Origin of the sequence: Burkholderia sp. 22PA0099 (genome assembly GCF_047497165.1) — a bacterium.
GTDB lineage: Bacteria > Pseudomonadota > Gammaproteobacteria > Burkholderiales > Burkholderiaceae > Burkholderia.
The window spans coordinates 25,772-39,090 of record NZ_CP163164.1; the positions used below are offsets into that span (position 1 = coordinate 25,772).

Genomic DNA, 13,319 nt, shown 5'->3' on the forward strand with positions numbered 1-13,319 from the left:
GTATTTATTCAGGGTCGTGACAGCAAATACAGAGCTTATTACCGTCGGGATCACGAAAATAGGCACCGTAATAATTCGGATGATAATGCGCACGCAATCCCGGCGGCCCTTCGCATACCCCGCCCGCCTGAAGCGCGAGGGCATGACATCGGTCCACCGTTTGCCGATCCGGCGCGAGCAACGCAATCATCTGACCATTGCCCGGTGTCGCGACCTGGCCGTCGAACGGCCGGCAAATCAGGAATAGCGGGCGCGGCGCGTGAGCCGGCATCCAGCCGGCCATCGTCGGCGGATCACGAAATTTCAATGGCATGCCGAGGGCGGCCATCAGGGGCGCATAGAACGCATGCGCTTGCTCGACATCGCGTACGCCAACACAGACATGAGACAACATGCGACACCTCGTCGTGGAAATGACACTGATGATGCCACGGCGTCATGCCACTCTTGAACGCCAATCTGCAAACGCCGCGCGAGATTCCACCGCGCCAAAGCAACAGGCCCCGACCGCTTTCGCCGTCGGGGCCTGTTTTGCCGTTCGGTCAGGCGCGGCGCTGACGCATCTCGCTCGACCCTCGGAAACCGCTTAACGCTTGTCGATCGACGTCGCTTCGCGCGACGTTTCGCCGACGAACAGCTGACGCGGGCGACCGATCTTCTGTTCCGGATCGGCAATCATTTCGTTCCACTGGCCGATCCAGCCCACCGTACGTGCCATTGCGAAGATGCAGGTGAACATGGCGGTCGGGATGCCCAGCGCGCGTTGAACAATACCCGAGTAGAAGTCGACGTTCGGGTACAGCTTGCGCGACACGAAGTATTCGTCTTCCAGCGCGATCTTCTCGAGCTGCATCGCGAGCTTGAACAACGGGTCGTCGTGCAGGCCCAGCTCGGTCAGCACTTCGTGGCAGGTTTCGCGCATCAGCTTCGCACGCGGGTCGTAGTTCTTGTACACGCGGTGACCGAAGCCCATCAGCTTCACGCCCGAGTTCTTGTCCTTCACTTGCTTGATGAACTCGGGAATGTTGTCCGGCGAACCAATCTGCTCGAGCATGTTCAGCGCGGCTTCGTTCGCACCACCGTGCGCCGGGCCCCACAGACATGCGATACCGGCGGCGATACAGGCGAACGGGTTCGCGCCCGACGAACCGGCCAGACGGACGGTCGAGGTCGATGCGTTCTGTTCGTGGTCGGCGTGCAGGATCAGGATGCGGTCGAGTGCGCGCACCAGCACGTCGTTGACCTTGTACTCTTCGCACGGGTTCGCGAACATCATGTGCATGAAGTTCGCGCTGTACGAGAGTTCGTTCTTCGGGTACACGAACGGCTGGCCGATCGTGTACTTGTACGCCATCGCGACCAGCGTCGGCAGCTTGGCGATCATGCGGATCGCCGACACATCGCGGTGACGCGGATCGTTGATGTCGAGCGAGTCGTGGTAGAACGCGGACAGCGCGCCGACTGCGGCGACCAGGATCGCCATCGGGTGCGCGTCGCGGCGGAAGCCACGGAAGAAGAAGTGCATCTGCTCGTGCACCATCGTGTGCTTCGTGACGGTCTCGACAAACTCTTCCTTCTCGGCGGCGTTCGGCAGTTCGCCCTTCAGCAGCAGAAAGCAGGTTTCGAGGAAATCCGCGTTTTGCGCGAGATTGTCGATCGGGTAACCGCGATACAGCAGCTCGCCCTTGTCCCCGTCAATGTACGTGATGGCCGAATTGCACGCCGCCGTGGACATGAAGCCCGGGTCGTACGTGAACTTGCCGGTCTGGCCGTACAGCTTGCGGATGTCGATTACGTCCGGGCCCAACGTGCCCTTGTAGATCGGCAGTTCGACGCTCGGCGAATTGTCGCTGAACGATAGCGTGGCTTTAACATCAGACGGAGTCATGGCACATCCTCAATCGAAAGTAGAAACGGGATTCGATAACGGGCGCGGCGTTGTTACGCGCTGCGCAGCATCTCCAGCAGCCGGGAAACATCCGGGCCGGCAAGGTCGCCTTCTGGTTCCTTGCGCGCGAGCAACAAGTCCATCAGGTCGTTGTCGGATAGTTCGAGCAGGCGGGTCAACGCGCCCACATCGGTATCGGTGAGGTCATGCTCGTATCGGTTGAGAAAACGATCGAGAATCACATCGTTTTCCAACAGACCCCGCCGCGCCCGCCAGCGAAGGCGCGCGCGACGGTGCGGGTCGGACTGGTGCGACGAATCAGTCATGTCGTATCAGGTCAGACCGTGCGGCGAACCATCAATTCCTTGATCTTGCCGATCGCCTTGGTCGGGTTCAGCCCCTTCGGGCAGACGTCGACGCAGTTCATGATCGTATGGCAACGGAACAGACGGTACGGATCTTCCAGGTTGTCGAGGCGTTCGGCGGTGGCTTCGTCACGGCTGTCCGCGATGAAGCGATACGCCTGCAGCAGGCCGGCCGGGCCGACGAACTTGTCCGGATTCCACCAGAAGCTCGGGCACGACGTGGAGCAGCTTGCGCACAGAATGCACTCGTACACGCCGTCGAGCTCTTCGCGCTCTTCCGGCGACTGCAGACGCTCCTTCTCGGGCGGCGGCGTGTCGTTGATCAGGAACGGCTTGATCGAGTGGTACTGGTTGAAGAAGTGCGTCATGTCGACGATCAGGTCGCGCACGACGGGCAGGCCCGGCAGCGGGCGCAGCACGATCTTCTGCGGCAGGTCGTTCAGGTTCGTCAGACACGCCAGACCGTTCTTGCCGTTGATGTTCATCGCGTCCGAACCGCACACGCCTTCGCGGCACGAGCGACGGAACGACAGCGTTTCGTCCAGTTCCTTCAGCTTGACCAGCGCGTCGAGCAGCATGCGTTCATGCGTGATCTCGACTTCGTACGTCTGCATGCGCGGCGCCGCGTCCTTGTCCGGATCGTAACGATAGAGTTCAAAAATGCGTTTTGCCATTTCAAATTCCTTGGAGTCGGCTTAGAACGTACGCGCCTTGGGCGGCACCGATTCGACCGTCAGCGGCTGCATGTGCACCGGCTTGTAGTCGAGGCGATCGCCTTCGCTGAACCACAGCGTATGACGCATCCAGTTGTCGTCGTCGCGATGCGGATAGTCGTCCTGCGCATGCGCGCCGCGGCTTTCCTTGCGTGCCTCGGCCGACACCATCGTGGCGCGCGCCACTTCGACGAGGTTCTCCACTTCGAGCGCTTCGACGCGCGCCGTGTTGAACACCTTCGACTTGTCTTTCAGGTGGATGTGCTTTGCACGCTCCGTGACCTGCTTGATGTCCTGCACGCCTTCGGCCAGCAGCGCCGAGGTGCGGAACACGCCGGCATGCTTCTGCATCGAACCGCGGATCTCGTTGGCGACGCTTTGCGCGTATTCGCCCGAGGTCGAGCTGTCGAGCTTCGCCAGACGCGACAACGCGAAATCGGCGGCATCCTTCGGCAGCGGCTTGTGCTCGCGCTGCTTCTTGACGTGTTCGACGATGTGGTTGCCGGCCGCACGGCCGAACACCACCAGGTCGAGCAGCGAGTTCGTGCCCAGGCGGTTCGCGCCGTGGACCGACACGCACGAGCATTCGCCAACCGCGTAGAAGCCGTTGACCGGATCTTCGTGGCCCTTCGAGGTGCCCACCACCTGACCGTGGATGTTGGTCGGGATGCCGCCCATCTGGTAATGGATGGTCGGCACGACCGGGATCGGTTCCTTGATGCAATCGACGTTCGCGAACTTCAGCGCGATTTCGCGGATCGACGGCAGACGCTTCAGGATCGTCTCGGCGCCGATGTGCGACAGATCGAGCAGCACGTGATCCTTGTTCGGACCCACGCCGCGGCCTTCCTTGATTTCCTGGTCCATCGAGCGCGACACGAAATCGCGCGGCGCCAGATCCTTCAGGGTGGGCGCGTAGCGCTCCATGAAGCGTTCGCCGTCCGAGTTGCGCAGAATGCCGCCCTCGCCGCGCACGCCTTCGGTAATCAGCACGCCGGCACCGGCCACACCCGTCGGGTGGAACTGCCAGAACTCCATGTCCTGCAGCGCGATACCCGAACGCGCGGCCATGCCGAGGCCGTCGCCGGTGTTGATGAACGCGTTGGTGGAGGCTGCGAAGATCCGGCCCGCGCCGCCCGTGGCGAACAGCGTGGTCTTGCCTTCGAGGATGTAGACGTCGCCCGTTTCCATTTCGAGGGCCGTCACGCCGAGCACGTCGCCGTCGGCGTCGCGGATCAGGTCGAGCGCCATCCATTCGACGAAGAACTGGGTCTTCGCCGCGACGTTCTGCTGGTACAGCGTGTGCAGCAGCGCGTGACCAGTGCGGTCGGCGGCCGCGCAAGCGCGCTGGACGGGCTTCTCGCCGTAGTTGGCGGTGTGGCCGCCGAACGGACGCTGGTAGATCGTGCCGTCCGCGTTGCGGTCGAACGGCATGCCCATGTGTTCCAGTTCGTAGACGGCGTGCGGGGCTTCACGGCACATGAACTCGATCGCGTCCTGGTCGCCGAGCCAGTCGGAACCCTTGATCGTGTCGTAGAAGTGGTAATGCCAGTTGTCTTCGCTCATGTTGCCGAGCGAAGCGCCGATCCCGCCTTGAGCGGCGACCGTGTGCGAACGCGTCGGGAACACCTTCGACAGCACGCAGACTGACAGGCCCGCACGTGCCAGTTGCAGCGATGCGCGCATCCCGGAGCCGCCCGCGCCGACGATGACCACGTCGAACTTGCGACGCGGCAGGGAAGTATTGATTGCAGCCATTCTTTACACTCTCCAGAGAATCTGCGCAGCGTAGCCTGCGCACGCGAGCAGCCAGACGATCGTCAGCGATTGCAGCAGCAGCCGCACGCCGACAGGCTTCACGTAATCCATCCAGATGTCGCGAATGCCGACCCAGGCGTGATAGAACAGCGCCAGCAGCGTCACGAACGTCGCGAGTTTCATCCATTGCGTCGCGAAGATCGATGCCCAGCCGTCATACGAAAAATCGCGTGCCGTAAAGAACCAGGCGAGCAGGATCACGGTATAGACCGCCATGATCACGCCGGTGATCCGTTGCGCGAGCCAATCGCGCAGGCCGTAGTGAGCGCCGACGACGAGGCGCTTCGAGCCGATTCGGTTGTTGCCTGACATTTTCTTAGAATGCTCCGAACAGTTTGAGCGCGACGATGGCGGTCAGGGCCAGCGAGACGACGAACACGATGATGGCCGTGCGCTTGCCGCTTTCCTTCGTGACGGCGTCGTGGTTGACGTCCATCAGCAGGTGGCGAATGCCGGCGCAGAAATGATGGAGGAACGCCCAGGACAGCACGAGGACGATCAGCTTGACGAGGATATTCGAGAGGAAGGCCTTGAAAACATCGAAGCTGAGCTCAGATGTCAGACTCTTGTCGAAGAGGAACAGCAGGAAAGGAAGAGCGAGAAACAGCAATGCACCGCTGACTCGATGGAAGATCGACAATTGCCCCGCGATAGGCAGGCGATAGTTGCGGGTGATGTCTCCGATGCCGATATTCCGGTATTCCGGCCTCGGTTTTCTTACTGCTTCAGTCATGCTAGACCCCTACGATGTAGTCACACTAATCCGCGATTTTAGCGCCTTTTTATGTCGCGCTGCAGCGAAAACCTGCTCAGGATACTTGCTCTGCAGCGAACAAAAGGCGGCCCAAAACGTGCTTCGCATGTGGGCGCGAGCCGTTTCTCACTTGCCTCTCGGCCGTTTCGACGACGGCCTCGATCAACCCGATCAACTCAGATCGTTCTGATAGTAATACCCGGTTGTGACATACCAACCTCGCCGTACCTCGACCGGGCGGTCTCCATAGGTATAGGACACGCGCTCGACCGACAGCAAAGGAAATCCGCCGGACACGCCCAGCAATTCGGCCACTGCCGGCTCCGCCGCCACCGCGCGCACCTTTTCGGTCGCGCGAATCATGCGGGTGCCGAACTCCGACTCGAACATCGCGTAGAGCGGCCCTTTATACTCGCTCAGGCGTTCGAACGTCAGCCCCCGAAAGGTCGCGCCGGACAACCAGATTTCGTCGAGCACCGTCGCCACGCCGTCGAACTCCAGCAGGCGGCGCACCTGAATTACCGGATCGGCCGGCTTCAGGTCCAGTTGGCGTGCGATCTCAGCGGGAGCGCGGGTGCGACGGCATTCCAGCAGGCGGCTCACGTGCGGATGTTCGACGCCGTCCTCGGCCAACAGCCGCAGGAAACGGAACTGCGCGCGCTCCTCGCTGTGCGTGGCCACGAACGTGCCCTTGCCCTGCCGGCGCACCAGCAGGTTGTCGGCCGCCAGTTCGTCGATCGCCTTGCGCACCGTGCCCTGACTCACCTTATAGCGAGCCGCCAGTTCGACCTCGCTGGGAATGATCTCGCCCGGCTTCCATTCACCCGATTCCAGCCCCTGCGTGATCAATGCCTTGATCTGCTGGTATAAAGGGCTGAACGTGGCCGATGGCACCGGTGACGACGCAGGCGCCGTCTCGCCGCCAGCCGTGGCCGGGCCGGGAGCGTTCGGGTTCGCCGCATTCGCCTGGTTGGATGTCATGGCGCGCATTTCAACACAAAGCCGAGTTTTTCGTCCACTCATTTCCCGCAATACATCTGTCTTATATAAGACATATGTTACCGTTTGACTTTGACCCACCTCCCTCCTACACTCCGGGGCGAGCCGGGGATCGCGGTTCGAAAGCGCCCGGGCCTTGTCCCAGGCCGGTTTCCGGCCACGGCGCAACGGTATCGCGAATCCTCCGCCCTGCTTCAACGCATTGCTACGCGTAACGCGCATAGAATGGCGTTCTGTTAGTTTCCTACGCTCATCGTCTCGGAGATTTCTCATGGCTAAGCCCGCAAAGCGCGTTGCCGTTACCGGCGCCGCAGGTCAAATCGCATACTCGCTACTGTTCCGCATCGCGAACGGCGACCTGCTCGGCAAGGATCAACCGGTCATCCTGCAACTGCTCGACCTCCCGCAAGCACAAGGCGCCGTCAAGGGCGTCGTGATGGAACTCGACGACTGCGCGTTCCCGCTGCTGTCGGGCGTCGTCATCACCGACGATCCCAAGGTTGCGTTCAAGGATGCCGACGTCGCGCTGCTGGTCGGTGCCCGTCCGCGTTCGAAGGGCATGGAGCGCAAGGACCTGCTGTCGGCCAACGCCGAGATCTTCACGGTCCAGGGCGCCGCGCTGAACGAAGTCGCCAACCGCGACGTCAAGGTGCTGGTGGTCGGCAACCCGGCCAACACGAACGCCTACATCGCCATGAAGTCGGCGCCGGATCTGCCGAAGAAGAACTTCACGGCCATGCTGCGCCTGGATCACAACCGCGCGCTGTCGCAACTGGCCGCCAAGGCAGGCAAGCCGGTCGCATCGATCGAAAAGCTGGCCGTGTGGGGCAACCACTCGCCGACGATGTATCCGGATTTCCGTTTCGCATCGGCCGAAGGCGAATCGCTGCTGAAGCTGATCAACGACGACGTGTGGAACCGCGACACGTTCATCCCGACGGTCGGCAAGCGCGGCGCGGCGATCATCGAAGCACGCGGCCTGTCCTCGGCTGCTTCGGCCGCCAACGCAGCGATCGACCACGTCCGTGACTGGGTCCTCGGCACGAACGGCAAATGGGTCACGATGGGCATCCCGTCGGACGGCACGTACGGCATCCCCGAAGACATCATCTACGGCGTGCCGGTGACCTGCGAAAACGGCGAATACAAGCGCGTCGAAGGCCTCGAAATCGACGCGTTCTCGCGCGAGAAGATGGACGGCACGCTGGCCGAGCTGCTCGAAGAGCGCGACGGCGTCGCCCATCTGCTGAAGTAAGGCAGCCCGGCGCGCGGCCCCGCCCCTGGCGGCCCGCGCGCCACACCGGCCGGCGCCCTCCCCCGTGGGGTGCGCCGGCCGGCCGGTTTACCGCGATCCGCAACCGATCCGCGCACGCTTTGCCCGCCAGGCAGAGCCTGTCCGAATCCGGTGCCTTTCCGATCCTCACGATCCGACGCGTAACGACGATGCCCGCCCTGTCCCCCGCCGAAGTGCTGTACGAGGGCGCTTCGCCCCCCGCGATCCTGCCTTGCTGCGATCATTACGCGGGCAGCGAAAAGCTGATGCGCAAGTCGTTCGCGCTGCAGGCCGAACTGGGCCCCGTGTTCGACATCACGCTCGACTGCGAAGACGGCGCCGCGGTGGGCCGCGAAGCCGAGCACGCAGAGCTGGTCGCCGCAATGCTCGGCGACCCGGCCAACCGCCATGGCCGCGCCGGCGTCCGAATCCACGATTTCAGCCACCCGCACTGGCGCGACGATGTTCGCATCGTGCTGCGCGCCGCCCGCGCGCCGGCTTACATCACACTGCCCAAAGTCACCCACGCGGCCGATGTCGCCGAGGCCTGCGCCTTCATCGAGGGCACGCGCCGCGAACTCGGCATCGCGCAGCCGATCCCGGCCGACGTCCTGATCGAAACCCACGGCGCGCTCGAACAGGTCGCCCGGATCGCCGCCTTGCCGAGCGTCTCCACGCTGAGCTTCGGGCTGATGGATTTCGTGTCCGCGCACCACGGCGCGATTCCGGACAGCGCGATGCGCGCGCCCGGCCAGTTCGACCATCCGCTCGTGCGACGCGCCAAGCTCGAAATCGCCGCCGCCGCCCACGCGCACGGCAAGACGCCTTCGCACAACGTCACCACCGAAATCCGCGACATGTCGGTAGTGGCCGACAACGCGCGCCGCGCCCGCGACGAATTCGGCTACACGCGCCAGTGGAGCATCCATCCCGCGCAGATCCCCGAGATCGTGGCCGCGTTCGCGCCACGCGGCGAGGCCATCGCGCTCGCCGCCGAGATCCTGCTGGCCGCCGCCGCTGCCGACTGGGGGCCGACGCGCCACCGCGACACCCTGCACGACCGCGCCAGCTACCGTTTTTACTGGTCGGTGCTGCGCCGCGCCCATGCGACGGGCCGCGCGCTGCCGGCCGAGATCGCGCGCTGGCTGCCGGCACCGGCCGGAACACAGGCATGAGCGATGCCTGCCGCGTCTGCCGGGCGCCGATCGCGTGCCACCCGCACCATCCGCACGATATGCGTGCCGGCGGCGCAGCAGCCGGACGCGAGATATCGTTGCATTCGCAAAATCGAGACAAACGCCGCGAATTCCCTGCAAAACATCGCGCGAATTAGGAGAAAATAGCGGCCGCTGCGCACATCGGGCGTGCGGTATTCCCCCTCGAAGAACGGGCCGGCCGCGCTCCCTCACTCACCGTATCCAGAAAAAGGCTTTGAGCACATGAACAAACTGTTGATCGCCACCGCCATCGGCGCCTTGTCCGCGACGCTGCTGACCGTTGCGCCGGAAGCCTCGGCACAATCGACCACCACGACCACGGCCAAGAAGGCCGTCGCCAAGCGTCCGGCGCCGAAGCGCCACCTGATCCCGCGCAGCAAGCGCGCGCGGGCTGCGGCAGCGGCGAAGGTCGATCCGGCACCGGAAGGCGCGGTCAAGTGGACCTGCAAGGACGGCCTCTCGTACGAACTGGCCGGCGACATGAAGCGCGACCAGATCGTCACGGTGCACTGGGCGAACAAGAACTACAAGCTGCCGCGTCAGGCCACCACCACGGGCGCCGACGTGTTCTACGATCCGGCCAGCGGCCTGAAGCTGGTGGTGATCCCGACCAAGGGCATGCTGTTCAGCGACAAGGAAGACACCCGCCTGGCCGACGAATGCGTGACCGCCGAGATGGCCTCGAACGGCTCGCCGGCACCGACGCAGTCGAACGAACTGGCGCCGAACGTCCAGAAGTAAGCCGCCAGGCACCCCGCAGCACCCCGACCAGACAGGCTCCCCCACGACAGGAAACCTGATGTCCGCCCCGCAAACGACTGCCCGGCCCACGCCGGGCGCGGTACGCGTCGAAGCCCTCGACGCCGTGCCGGGTTTCGAGATCGGCCGTGCGATCGCGCCGGAAACGGCGCACCACGGCCGGCTCGGCACACGCGATGGCGGGATGAATATCCTGTTGCGGCGGGCCTGCTCACGCCGGCCGCGGCTGCCCGGCAACCTGCCGGGCGCCGCGCCCCGCCCCGATTTCGATCCCGCACCGTTCGACGGCAAGCCGCCCCGCCTCCGGTGCACGATCCGGCGCCACGCCATCGCGAATGCCCCGTTCGACGATCTCGCACCCCGCCCCGTATTCCGTGAGTGGCCCGCTGCACGCCGGGCCGACTCGCGTTGCGCGCGCTTCGGCGCGCCGCATGCGATGATCCACAGCTTGCCCGCCGCCGGCACGACACGGCGGGCTTCCGTTTTCTCGCCGGACGCCGCCGCGGCCAGCCCGCGCAGCGGGTTCCGGCGAAACCGCGACAAGCGATTCTCGACGTGTCGCTGGACCCGGCCCGGCTCGCTGCCGTGCCGGTCAATGAATACGTCGACTTGTATGTGATCCAGCCTTCAGATACAGGACTTCTTTCCTCGCCTTCACCCCAGGAAAAACATCATGGCCCACAATCTCCACAAGACCCTCAAGGAATTCGACAGCGGTTCCGGCAAAGGCAAGTTCTATTCGCTGCCCCAACTCGGCAAGGAACTGAAGATCAAGATCGAACGCCTCCCGGTGTCGATCCGTCTCGTTCTCGAGTCGGTGCTGCGCAACTACGACGGCAAGAAGATCACCGAGGAACACATCGAACAACTGGCGAACTGGAAGCCGACCGCCAAGCGCGTCGATGAAATCCCGTTCGTGGTGGCCCGCGTGGTGCTGCAGGATTTCACGGGCGTGCCGCTGCTCGCCGACATCGCGGCCATGCGCGGCGTCGCGCTGCGCGCCGGCCAGGACCCGAAGAAGATCGAACCGCTGGTCCCGGTCGATCTGGTCGTCGATCACTCGGTGCAAATCGATTATTTCCGCCAGAAAGACGCGCTCGATCTGAACATGAAGCTGGAATTCCAGCGCAATAACGAGCGCTACCAGTTCATGAAGTGGGGCATGCAGGCGTTCGACACGTTCGGCGTGGTGCCCCCGGGCATCGGCATCGTCCACCAGGTCAACCTCGAATACCTGGCGCGCGGCGTGCACAAGAAGTCCGAAGGCGCGGACACCGTCTACTACCCGGACACGCTGGTCGGCACCGACAGCCACACCACCATGATCAACGGCATCGGTGTGGTGGGCTGGGGCGTGGGCGGCATCGAGGCCGAAGCCGGCATGCTTGGCCAGCCGGTGTATTTCCTGACGCCGGACGTGGTCGGCGTCGAGCTGAAGGGCAAGCTGCGCGAAGGCGTGACGGCCACCGACCTGGTGCTGACGATCACCGAAATGCTGCGCAAGGAGAAGGTCGTCGGCAAGTTCGTCGAATTCTTCGGCGAAGGCACGGCCTCGCTGTCGCTGCCGGACCGCGCGACGATCGGCAACATGGCGCCCGAATACGGCGCGACCATGGGCTTCTTCCCGGTCGACGAGAAAACCATCGGCTACTTCGAAGGCACCGGCCGCACGAAGGCCGAAATCGACGCGTTCGAAAGCTACTTCAAGGCGCAGAAGCTGTTCGGCGTGCCGAAGGCCGGCGACATCGACTACTCCAAGTCGGTCACGCTCGACCTCGCCACCGTCGCTCCGTCGCTGGCCGGCCCGAAGCGCCCGCAGGACCGTATCGAGATCACCAACGTGAAATCCACGTTTACGGACCTGTTCTCGAAGCCGGTGGCGGAAAACGGCTTCAACAAGAAGGCCGAGGACCTCACCAGACAGTTCACCACGAGCAACGGCGTGGACGTGAAGAGCGGCGACATCCTGATCGCTGCGATCACCTCGTGCACCAACACCTCGAACCCGAGCGTGCTGCTGGCCGCCGGCCTGCTGGCCAAGAAGGCGGTGGAAGCCGGCCTGACGGTTGCGCCGCACATCAAGACTTCGCTGGCCCCGGGCTCGCGCATCGTCACCGAATACCTGACCAAGACGGGCCTGCTGCCCTACCTGTCGAAGCTCGGTTTCGAACTGGCCGCCTACGGCTGCACCACCTGTATCGGCAACGCGGGCGACCTGACGCCGGAACTGAACGAAGCGATCGTCAAGAACGACATCGTCGCGGCGGCCGTGCTGTCGGGCAACCGCAACTTCGAGGCGCGCATCCACCCGAACATCCGCGCCAACTTCCTGGCTTCGCCGCCGCTGGTGGTGGCCTACGCGATCGCCGGCAACATCACGCGCGACCTGATGACCGAGCCGGTCGGCAAGGGCAAGGGCGGCCGCGACATCTACCTCGGCGACATCTGGCCGACCAGCGACGAAATCCACGCGCTGCTGAAGTACGCGCTCGATCCGAAGGCGTTCGAATCGAACTACTCGAAGCTGACCAAGAAGGGCGACCTCTGGAGCAAGATCGAGGGCGAAACGGGCCAGGTCTACAACTGGCCGAAGTCGACCTACATCGCGGAGCCGCCGTTCTTCGGCAAGGATTTCTCGATGCAGCCGTCCGATTCGATCGCGCCGGTCAAGGGCGCGCGCGCTCTCGGCGTGTTCGGCGATTCGGTCACGACCGACCACATCAGCCCAGCAGGCTCGATCAAGGAAGATTCGCCGGCCGGCAAGTGGCTCAAGGAAAACGGCGTGCAGAAGGCCGATTTCAACAGCTACGGCTCGCGTCGCGGCAACCATGACGTGATGATGCGCGGCACGTTCGCGAACGTCCGGATCAAGAACCTGATGATCCCGGCGAAGGCCGATGGCTCGCGCGTCGAAGGTGGCCTGACGATCCATCAGCCGAGCGGCGAACAGCAGTACATCTACGACGCCGCGATGCAGTACATCGCCGACGGCGTGCAGACCGTGATTTTCGCGGGCGAGGAGTACGGCACGGGTTCGTCGCGCGACTGGGCCGCCAAGGGCACGCAACTGCTCGGCGTGAAGGCCGTGATCGCGCGCAGCTTCGAGCGCATCCACCGTTCGAACCTGGTCGGCATGGGCGTGCTGCCGCTGCAATTCAAGGGCACCGACAGCGTTCCGTCGCTCGGCATCACCGGCGAAGAAACGTACGACGTGGAAGGCCTCGGCGACGATTTCAAGCCGCAGCAGGACGTCACGCTCGCGATCCACTTCAAGAACGGCGAAACGAAGCGCGTGCAGGTGCTGCTGCGCGTCGACACGCCGATTGAAGTCGATTACTACAAGCACGGCGGGATTCTGCCGTTCGTGCTGCGCTCGCTGCTGGCGGCGTAAGCGCAGTTTTTGCAGGGGCCGCGCACCGGCAACGGTGCGTGGCCGATTCGAGCCCGGCTCCGGCCGGGCTTTTTTTATGTCTGCGTCCAGGGGGTTGGGGGTTTGCCGGCGGGGGTTGCCGGTGGAACGGCAGGGTCGGAGG

Annotated in this window: 13 protein-coding genes; 5 read left to right on the top strand and 8 right to left on the bottom strand. The window is 63.9% G+C overall.

Annotated elements, in window-relative coordinates:
- Positions 1 to 4: 4 nt before the first annotated feature.
- The 8 genes from AB4851_RS00135 to AB4851_RS00170 form a co-directional block, all read right to left on the bottom strand.
- Complete coding sequence (locus AB4851_RS00135; RefSeq protein ID WP_414447930.1) at positions 5 to 394, bottom strand: VOC family protein; 390 nt, start codon at positions 392 to 394, stop codon at positions 5 to 7.
- 192 nt (positions 395 to 586) lie between these two features.
- Positions 587 to 1,888, bottom strand: coding sequence for a citrate synthase (gene gltA / locus AB4851_RS00140; RefSeq protein ID WP_414441580.1), 1,302 nt, complete (start codon positions 1,886 to 1,888; stop codon positions 587 to 589).
- Positions 1,889 to 1,941: 53 nt separating this feature from the next.
- Positions 1,942 to 2,214, bottom strand: a complete 273-nt coding sequence (locus tag AB4851_RS00145) for a succinate dehydrogenase assembly factor 2 (protein ID WP_414441579.1) — start codon at positions 2,212 to 2,214, stop codon at positions 1,942 to 1,944.
- Between the two features lie 11 nt (positions 2,215 to 2,225).
- Positions 2,226 to 2,927, bottom strand: coding sequence for a succinate dehydrogenase iron-sulfur subunit (locus AB4851_RS00150; RefSeq protein WP_414441578.1), 702 nt, complete (start codon positions 2,925 to 2,927; stop codon positions 2,226 to 2,228).
- A gap of 21 nt (positions 2,928 to 2,948) precedes the next feature.
- Positions 2,949 to 4,724 (bottom strand): succinate dehydrogenase flavoprotein subunit, encoded by a 1,776-nt coding sequence (gene sdhA / locus AB4851_RS00155; protein ID WP_414447931.1) that lies wholly within the window; start codon positions 4,722 to 4,724, stop codon positions 2,949 to 2,951.
- Positions 4,725 to 4,727: 3 nt separating this feature from the next.
- Positions 4,728 to 5,096 (bottom strand): succinate dehydrogenase, hydrophobic membrane anchor protein, encoded by a 369-nt coding sequence (gene sdhD / locus AB4851_RS00160; protein ID WP_206128919.1) that lies wholly within the window; start codon positions 5,094 to 5,096, stop codon positions 4,728 to 4,730.
- A gap of 4 nt (positions 5,097 to 5,100) precedes the next feature.
- Positions 5,101 to 5,517: a succinate dehydrogenase, cytochrome b556 subunit gene (gene sdhC / locus AB4851_RS00165; protein ID WP_414441576.1), complete on the bottom strand. Its 417-nt coding sequence runs from the start codon at positions 5,515 to 5,517 to the stop codon at positions 5,101 to 5,103.
- 192 nt (positions 5,518 to 5,709) lie between these two features.
- Positions 5,710 to 6,519: a GntR family transcriptional regulator gene (locus AB4851_RS00170; RefSeq protein WP_414449202.1), complete on the bottom strand. Its 810-nt coding sequence runs from the start codon at positions 6,517 to 6,519 to the stop codon at positions 5,710 to 5,712.
- A gap of 289 nt (positions 6,520 to 6,808) precedes the next feature.
- Here AB4851_RS00170 and AB4851_RS00175 point away from each other — a divergent pair, with 289 nt between their 5' ends.
- The 5 genes from AB4851_RS00175 (at position 6,809) to acnA (ending at position 13,177) form a co-directional block, all read left to right on the top strand.
- On the top strand, positions 6,809 to 7,792 hold the full coding sequence (locus AB4851_RS00175) for a malate dehydrogenase (RefSeq protein WP_414447932.1): 984 nt from the start codon (positions 6,809 to 6,811) through the stop codon (positions 7,790 to 7,792).
- Positions 7,793 to 7,980: 188 nt separating this feature from the next.
- Complete coding sequence (locus AB4851_RS00180) at positions 7,981 to 8,985, top strand: HpcH/HpaI aldolase/citrate lyase family protein (protein ID WP_414447933.1); 1,005 nt, start codon at positions 7,981 to 7,983, stop codon at positions 8,983 to 8,985.
- 264 nt (positions 8,986 to 9,249) lie between these two features.
- Positions 9,250 to 9,768, top strand: coding sequence for a hypothetical protein (locus tag AB4851_RS00185; protein WP_414441572.1), 519 nt, complete (start codon positions 9,250 to 9,252; stop codon positions 9,766 to 9,768).
- Positions 9,769 to 9,826: 58 nt separating this feature from the next.
- Entirely contained in the window at positions 9,827 to 10,405 is a 579-nt protein-coding gene (locus tag AB4851_RS00190) for a hypothetical protein (protein WP_414449225.1), read from the top strand.
- A gap of 54 nt (positions 10,406 to 10,459) precedes the next feature.
- Positions 10,460 to 13,177 (top strand): aconitate hydratase AcnA, encoded by a 2,718-nt coding sequence (acnA, locus tag AB4851_RS00195; protein WP_414447934.1) that lies wholly within the window; start codon positions 10,460 to 10,462, stop codon positions 13,175 to 13,177.
- The last annotated feature ends 142 nt before the right edge of the window (positions 13,178 to 13,319 follow it).

What these genes read in the sequence shown, in the direction of transcription:
- sdhC (WP_414441576.1), bottom strand. Translation starts at nt 5,517, where the DNA reads ATGACTGAAGCAGTAAGAAAACCGAGGCCGGAATACCGGAATATCGGC.
- AB4851_RS00185 (WP_414441572.1), top strand. Translation starts at nt 9,250, where the DNA reads ATGAACAAACTGTTGATCGCCACCGCCATCGGCGCCTTGTCCGCGACG.
- sdhA (WP_414447931.1), bottom strand. Translation starts at nt 4,724, where the DNA reads ATGGCTGCAATCAATACTTCCCTGCCGCGTCGCAAGTTCGACGTGGTC.
- AB4851_RS00150 (WP_414441578.1), bottom strand. Translation starts at nt 2,927, where the DNA reads ATGGCAAAACGCATTTTTGAACTCTATCGTTACGATCCGGACAAGGAC.
- sdhD (WP_206128919.1), bottom strand. Translation starts at nt 5,096, where the DNA reads ATGTCAGGCAACAACCGAATCGGCTCGAAGCGCCTCGTCGTCGGCGCT.
- AB4851_RS00190 (WP_414449225.1), top strand. Translation starts at nt 9,827, where the DNA reads ATGTCCGCCCCGCAAACGACTGCCCGGCCCACGCCGGGCGCGGTACGC.
- AB4851_RS00170 (WP_414449202.1), bottom strand. Translation starts at nt 6,519, where the DNA reads ATGACATCCAACCAGGCGAATGCGGCGAACCCGAACGCTCCCGGCCCG.
- AB4851_RS00135 (WP_414447930.1), bottom strand. Translation starts at nt 394, where the DNA reads ATGTTGTCTCATGTCTGTGTTGGCGTACGCGATGTCGAGCAAGCGCAT.
- AB4851_RS00180 (WP_414447933.1), top strand. Translation starts at nt 7,981, where the DNA reads ATGCCCGCCCTGTCCCCCGCCGAAGTGCTGTACGAGGGCGCTTCGCCC.
- AB4851_RS00175 (WP_414447932.1), top strand. Translation starts at nt 6,809, where the DNA reads ATGGCTAAGCCCGCAAAGCGCGTTGCCGTTACCGGCGCCGCAGGTCAA.
- acnA (WP_414447934.1), top strand. Translation starts at nt 10,460, where the DNA reads ATGGCCCACAATCTCCACAAGACCCTCAAGGAATTCGACAGCGGTTCC.
- AB4851_RS00145 (WP_414441579.1), bottom strand. Translation starts at nt 2,214, where the DNA reads ATGACTGATTCGTCGCACCAGTCCGACCCGCACCGTCGCGCGCGCCTT.
- gltA (WP_414441580.1), bottom strand. Translation starts at nt 1,888, where the DNA reads ATGACTCCGTCTGATGTTAAAGCCACGCTATCGTTCAGCGACAATTCG.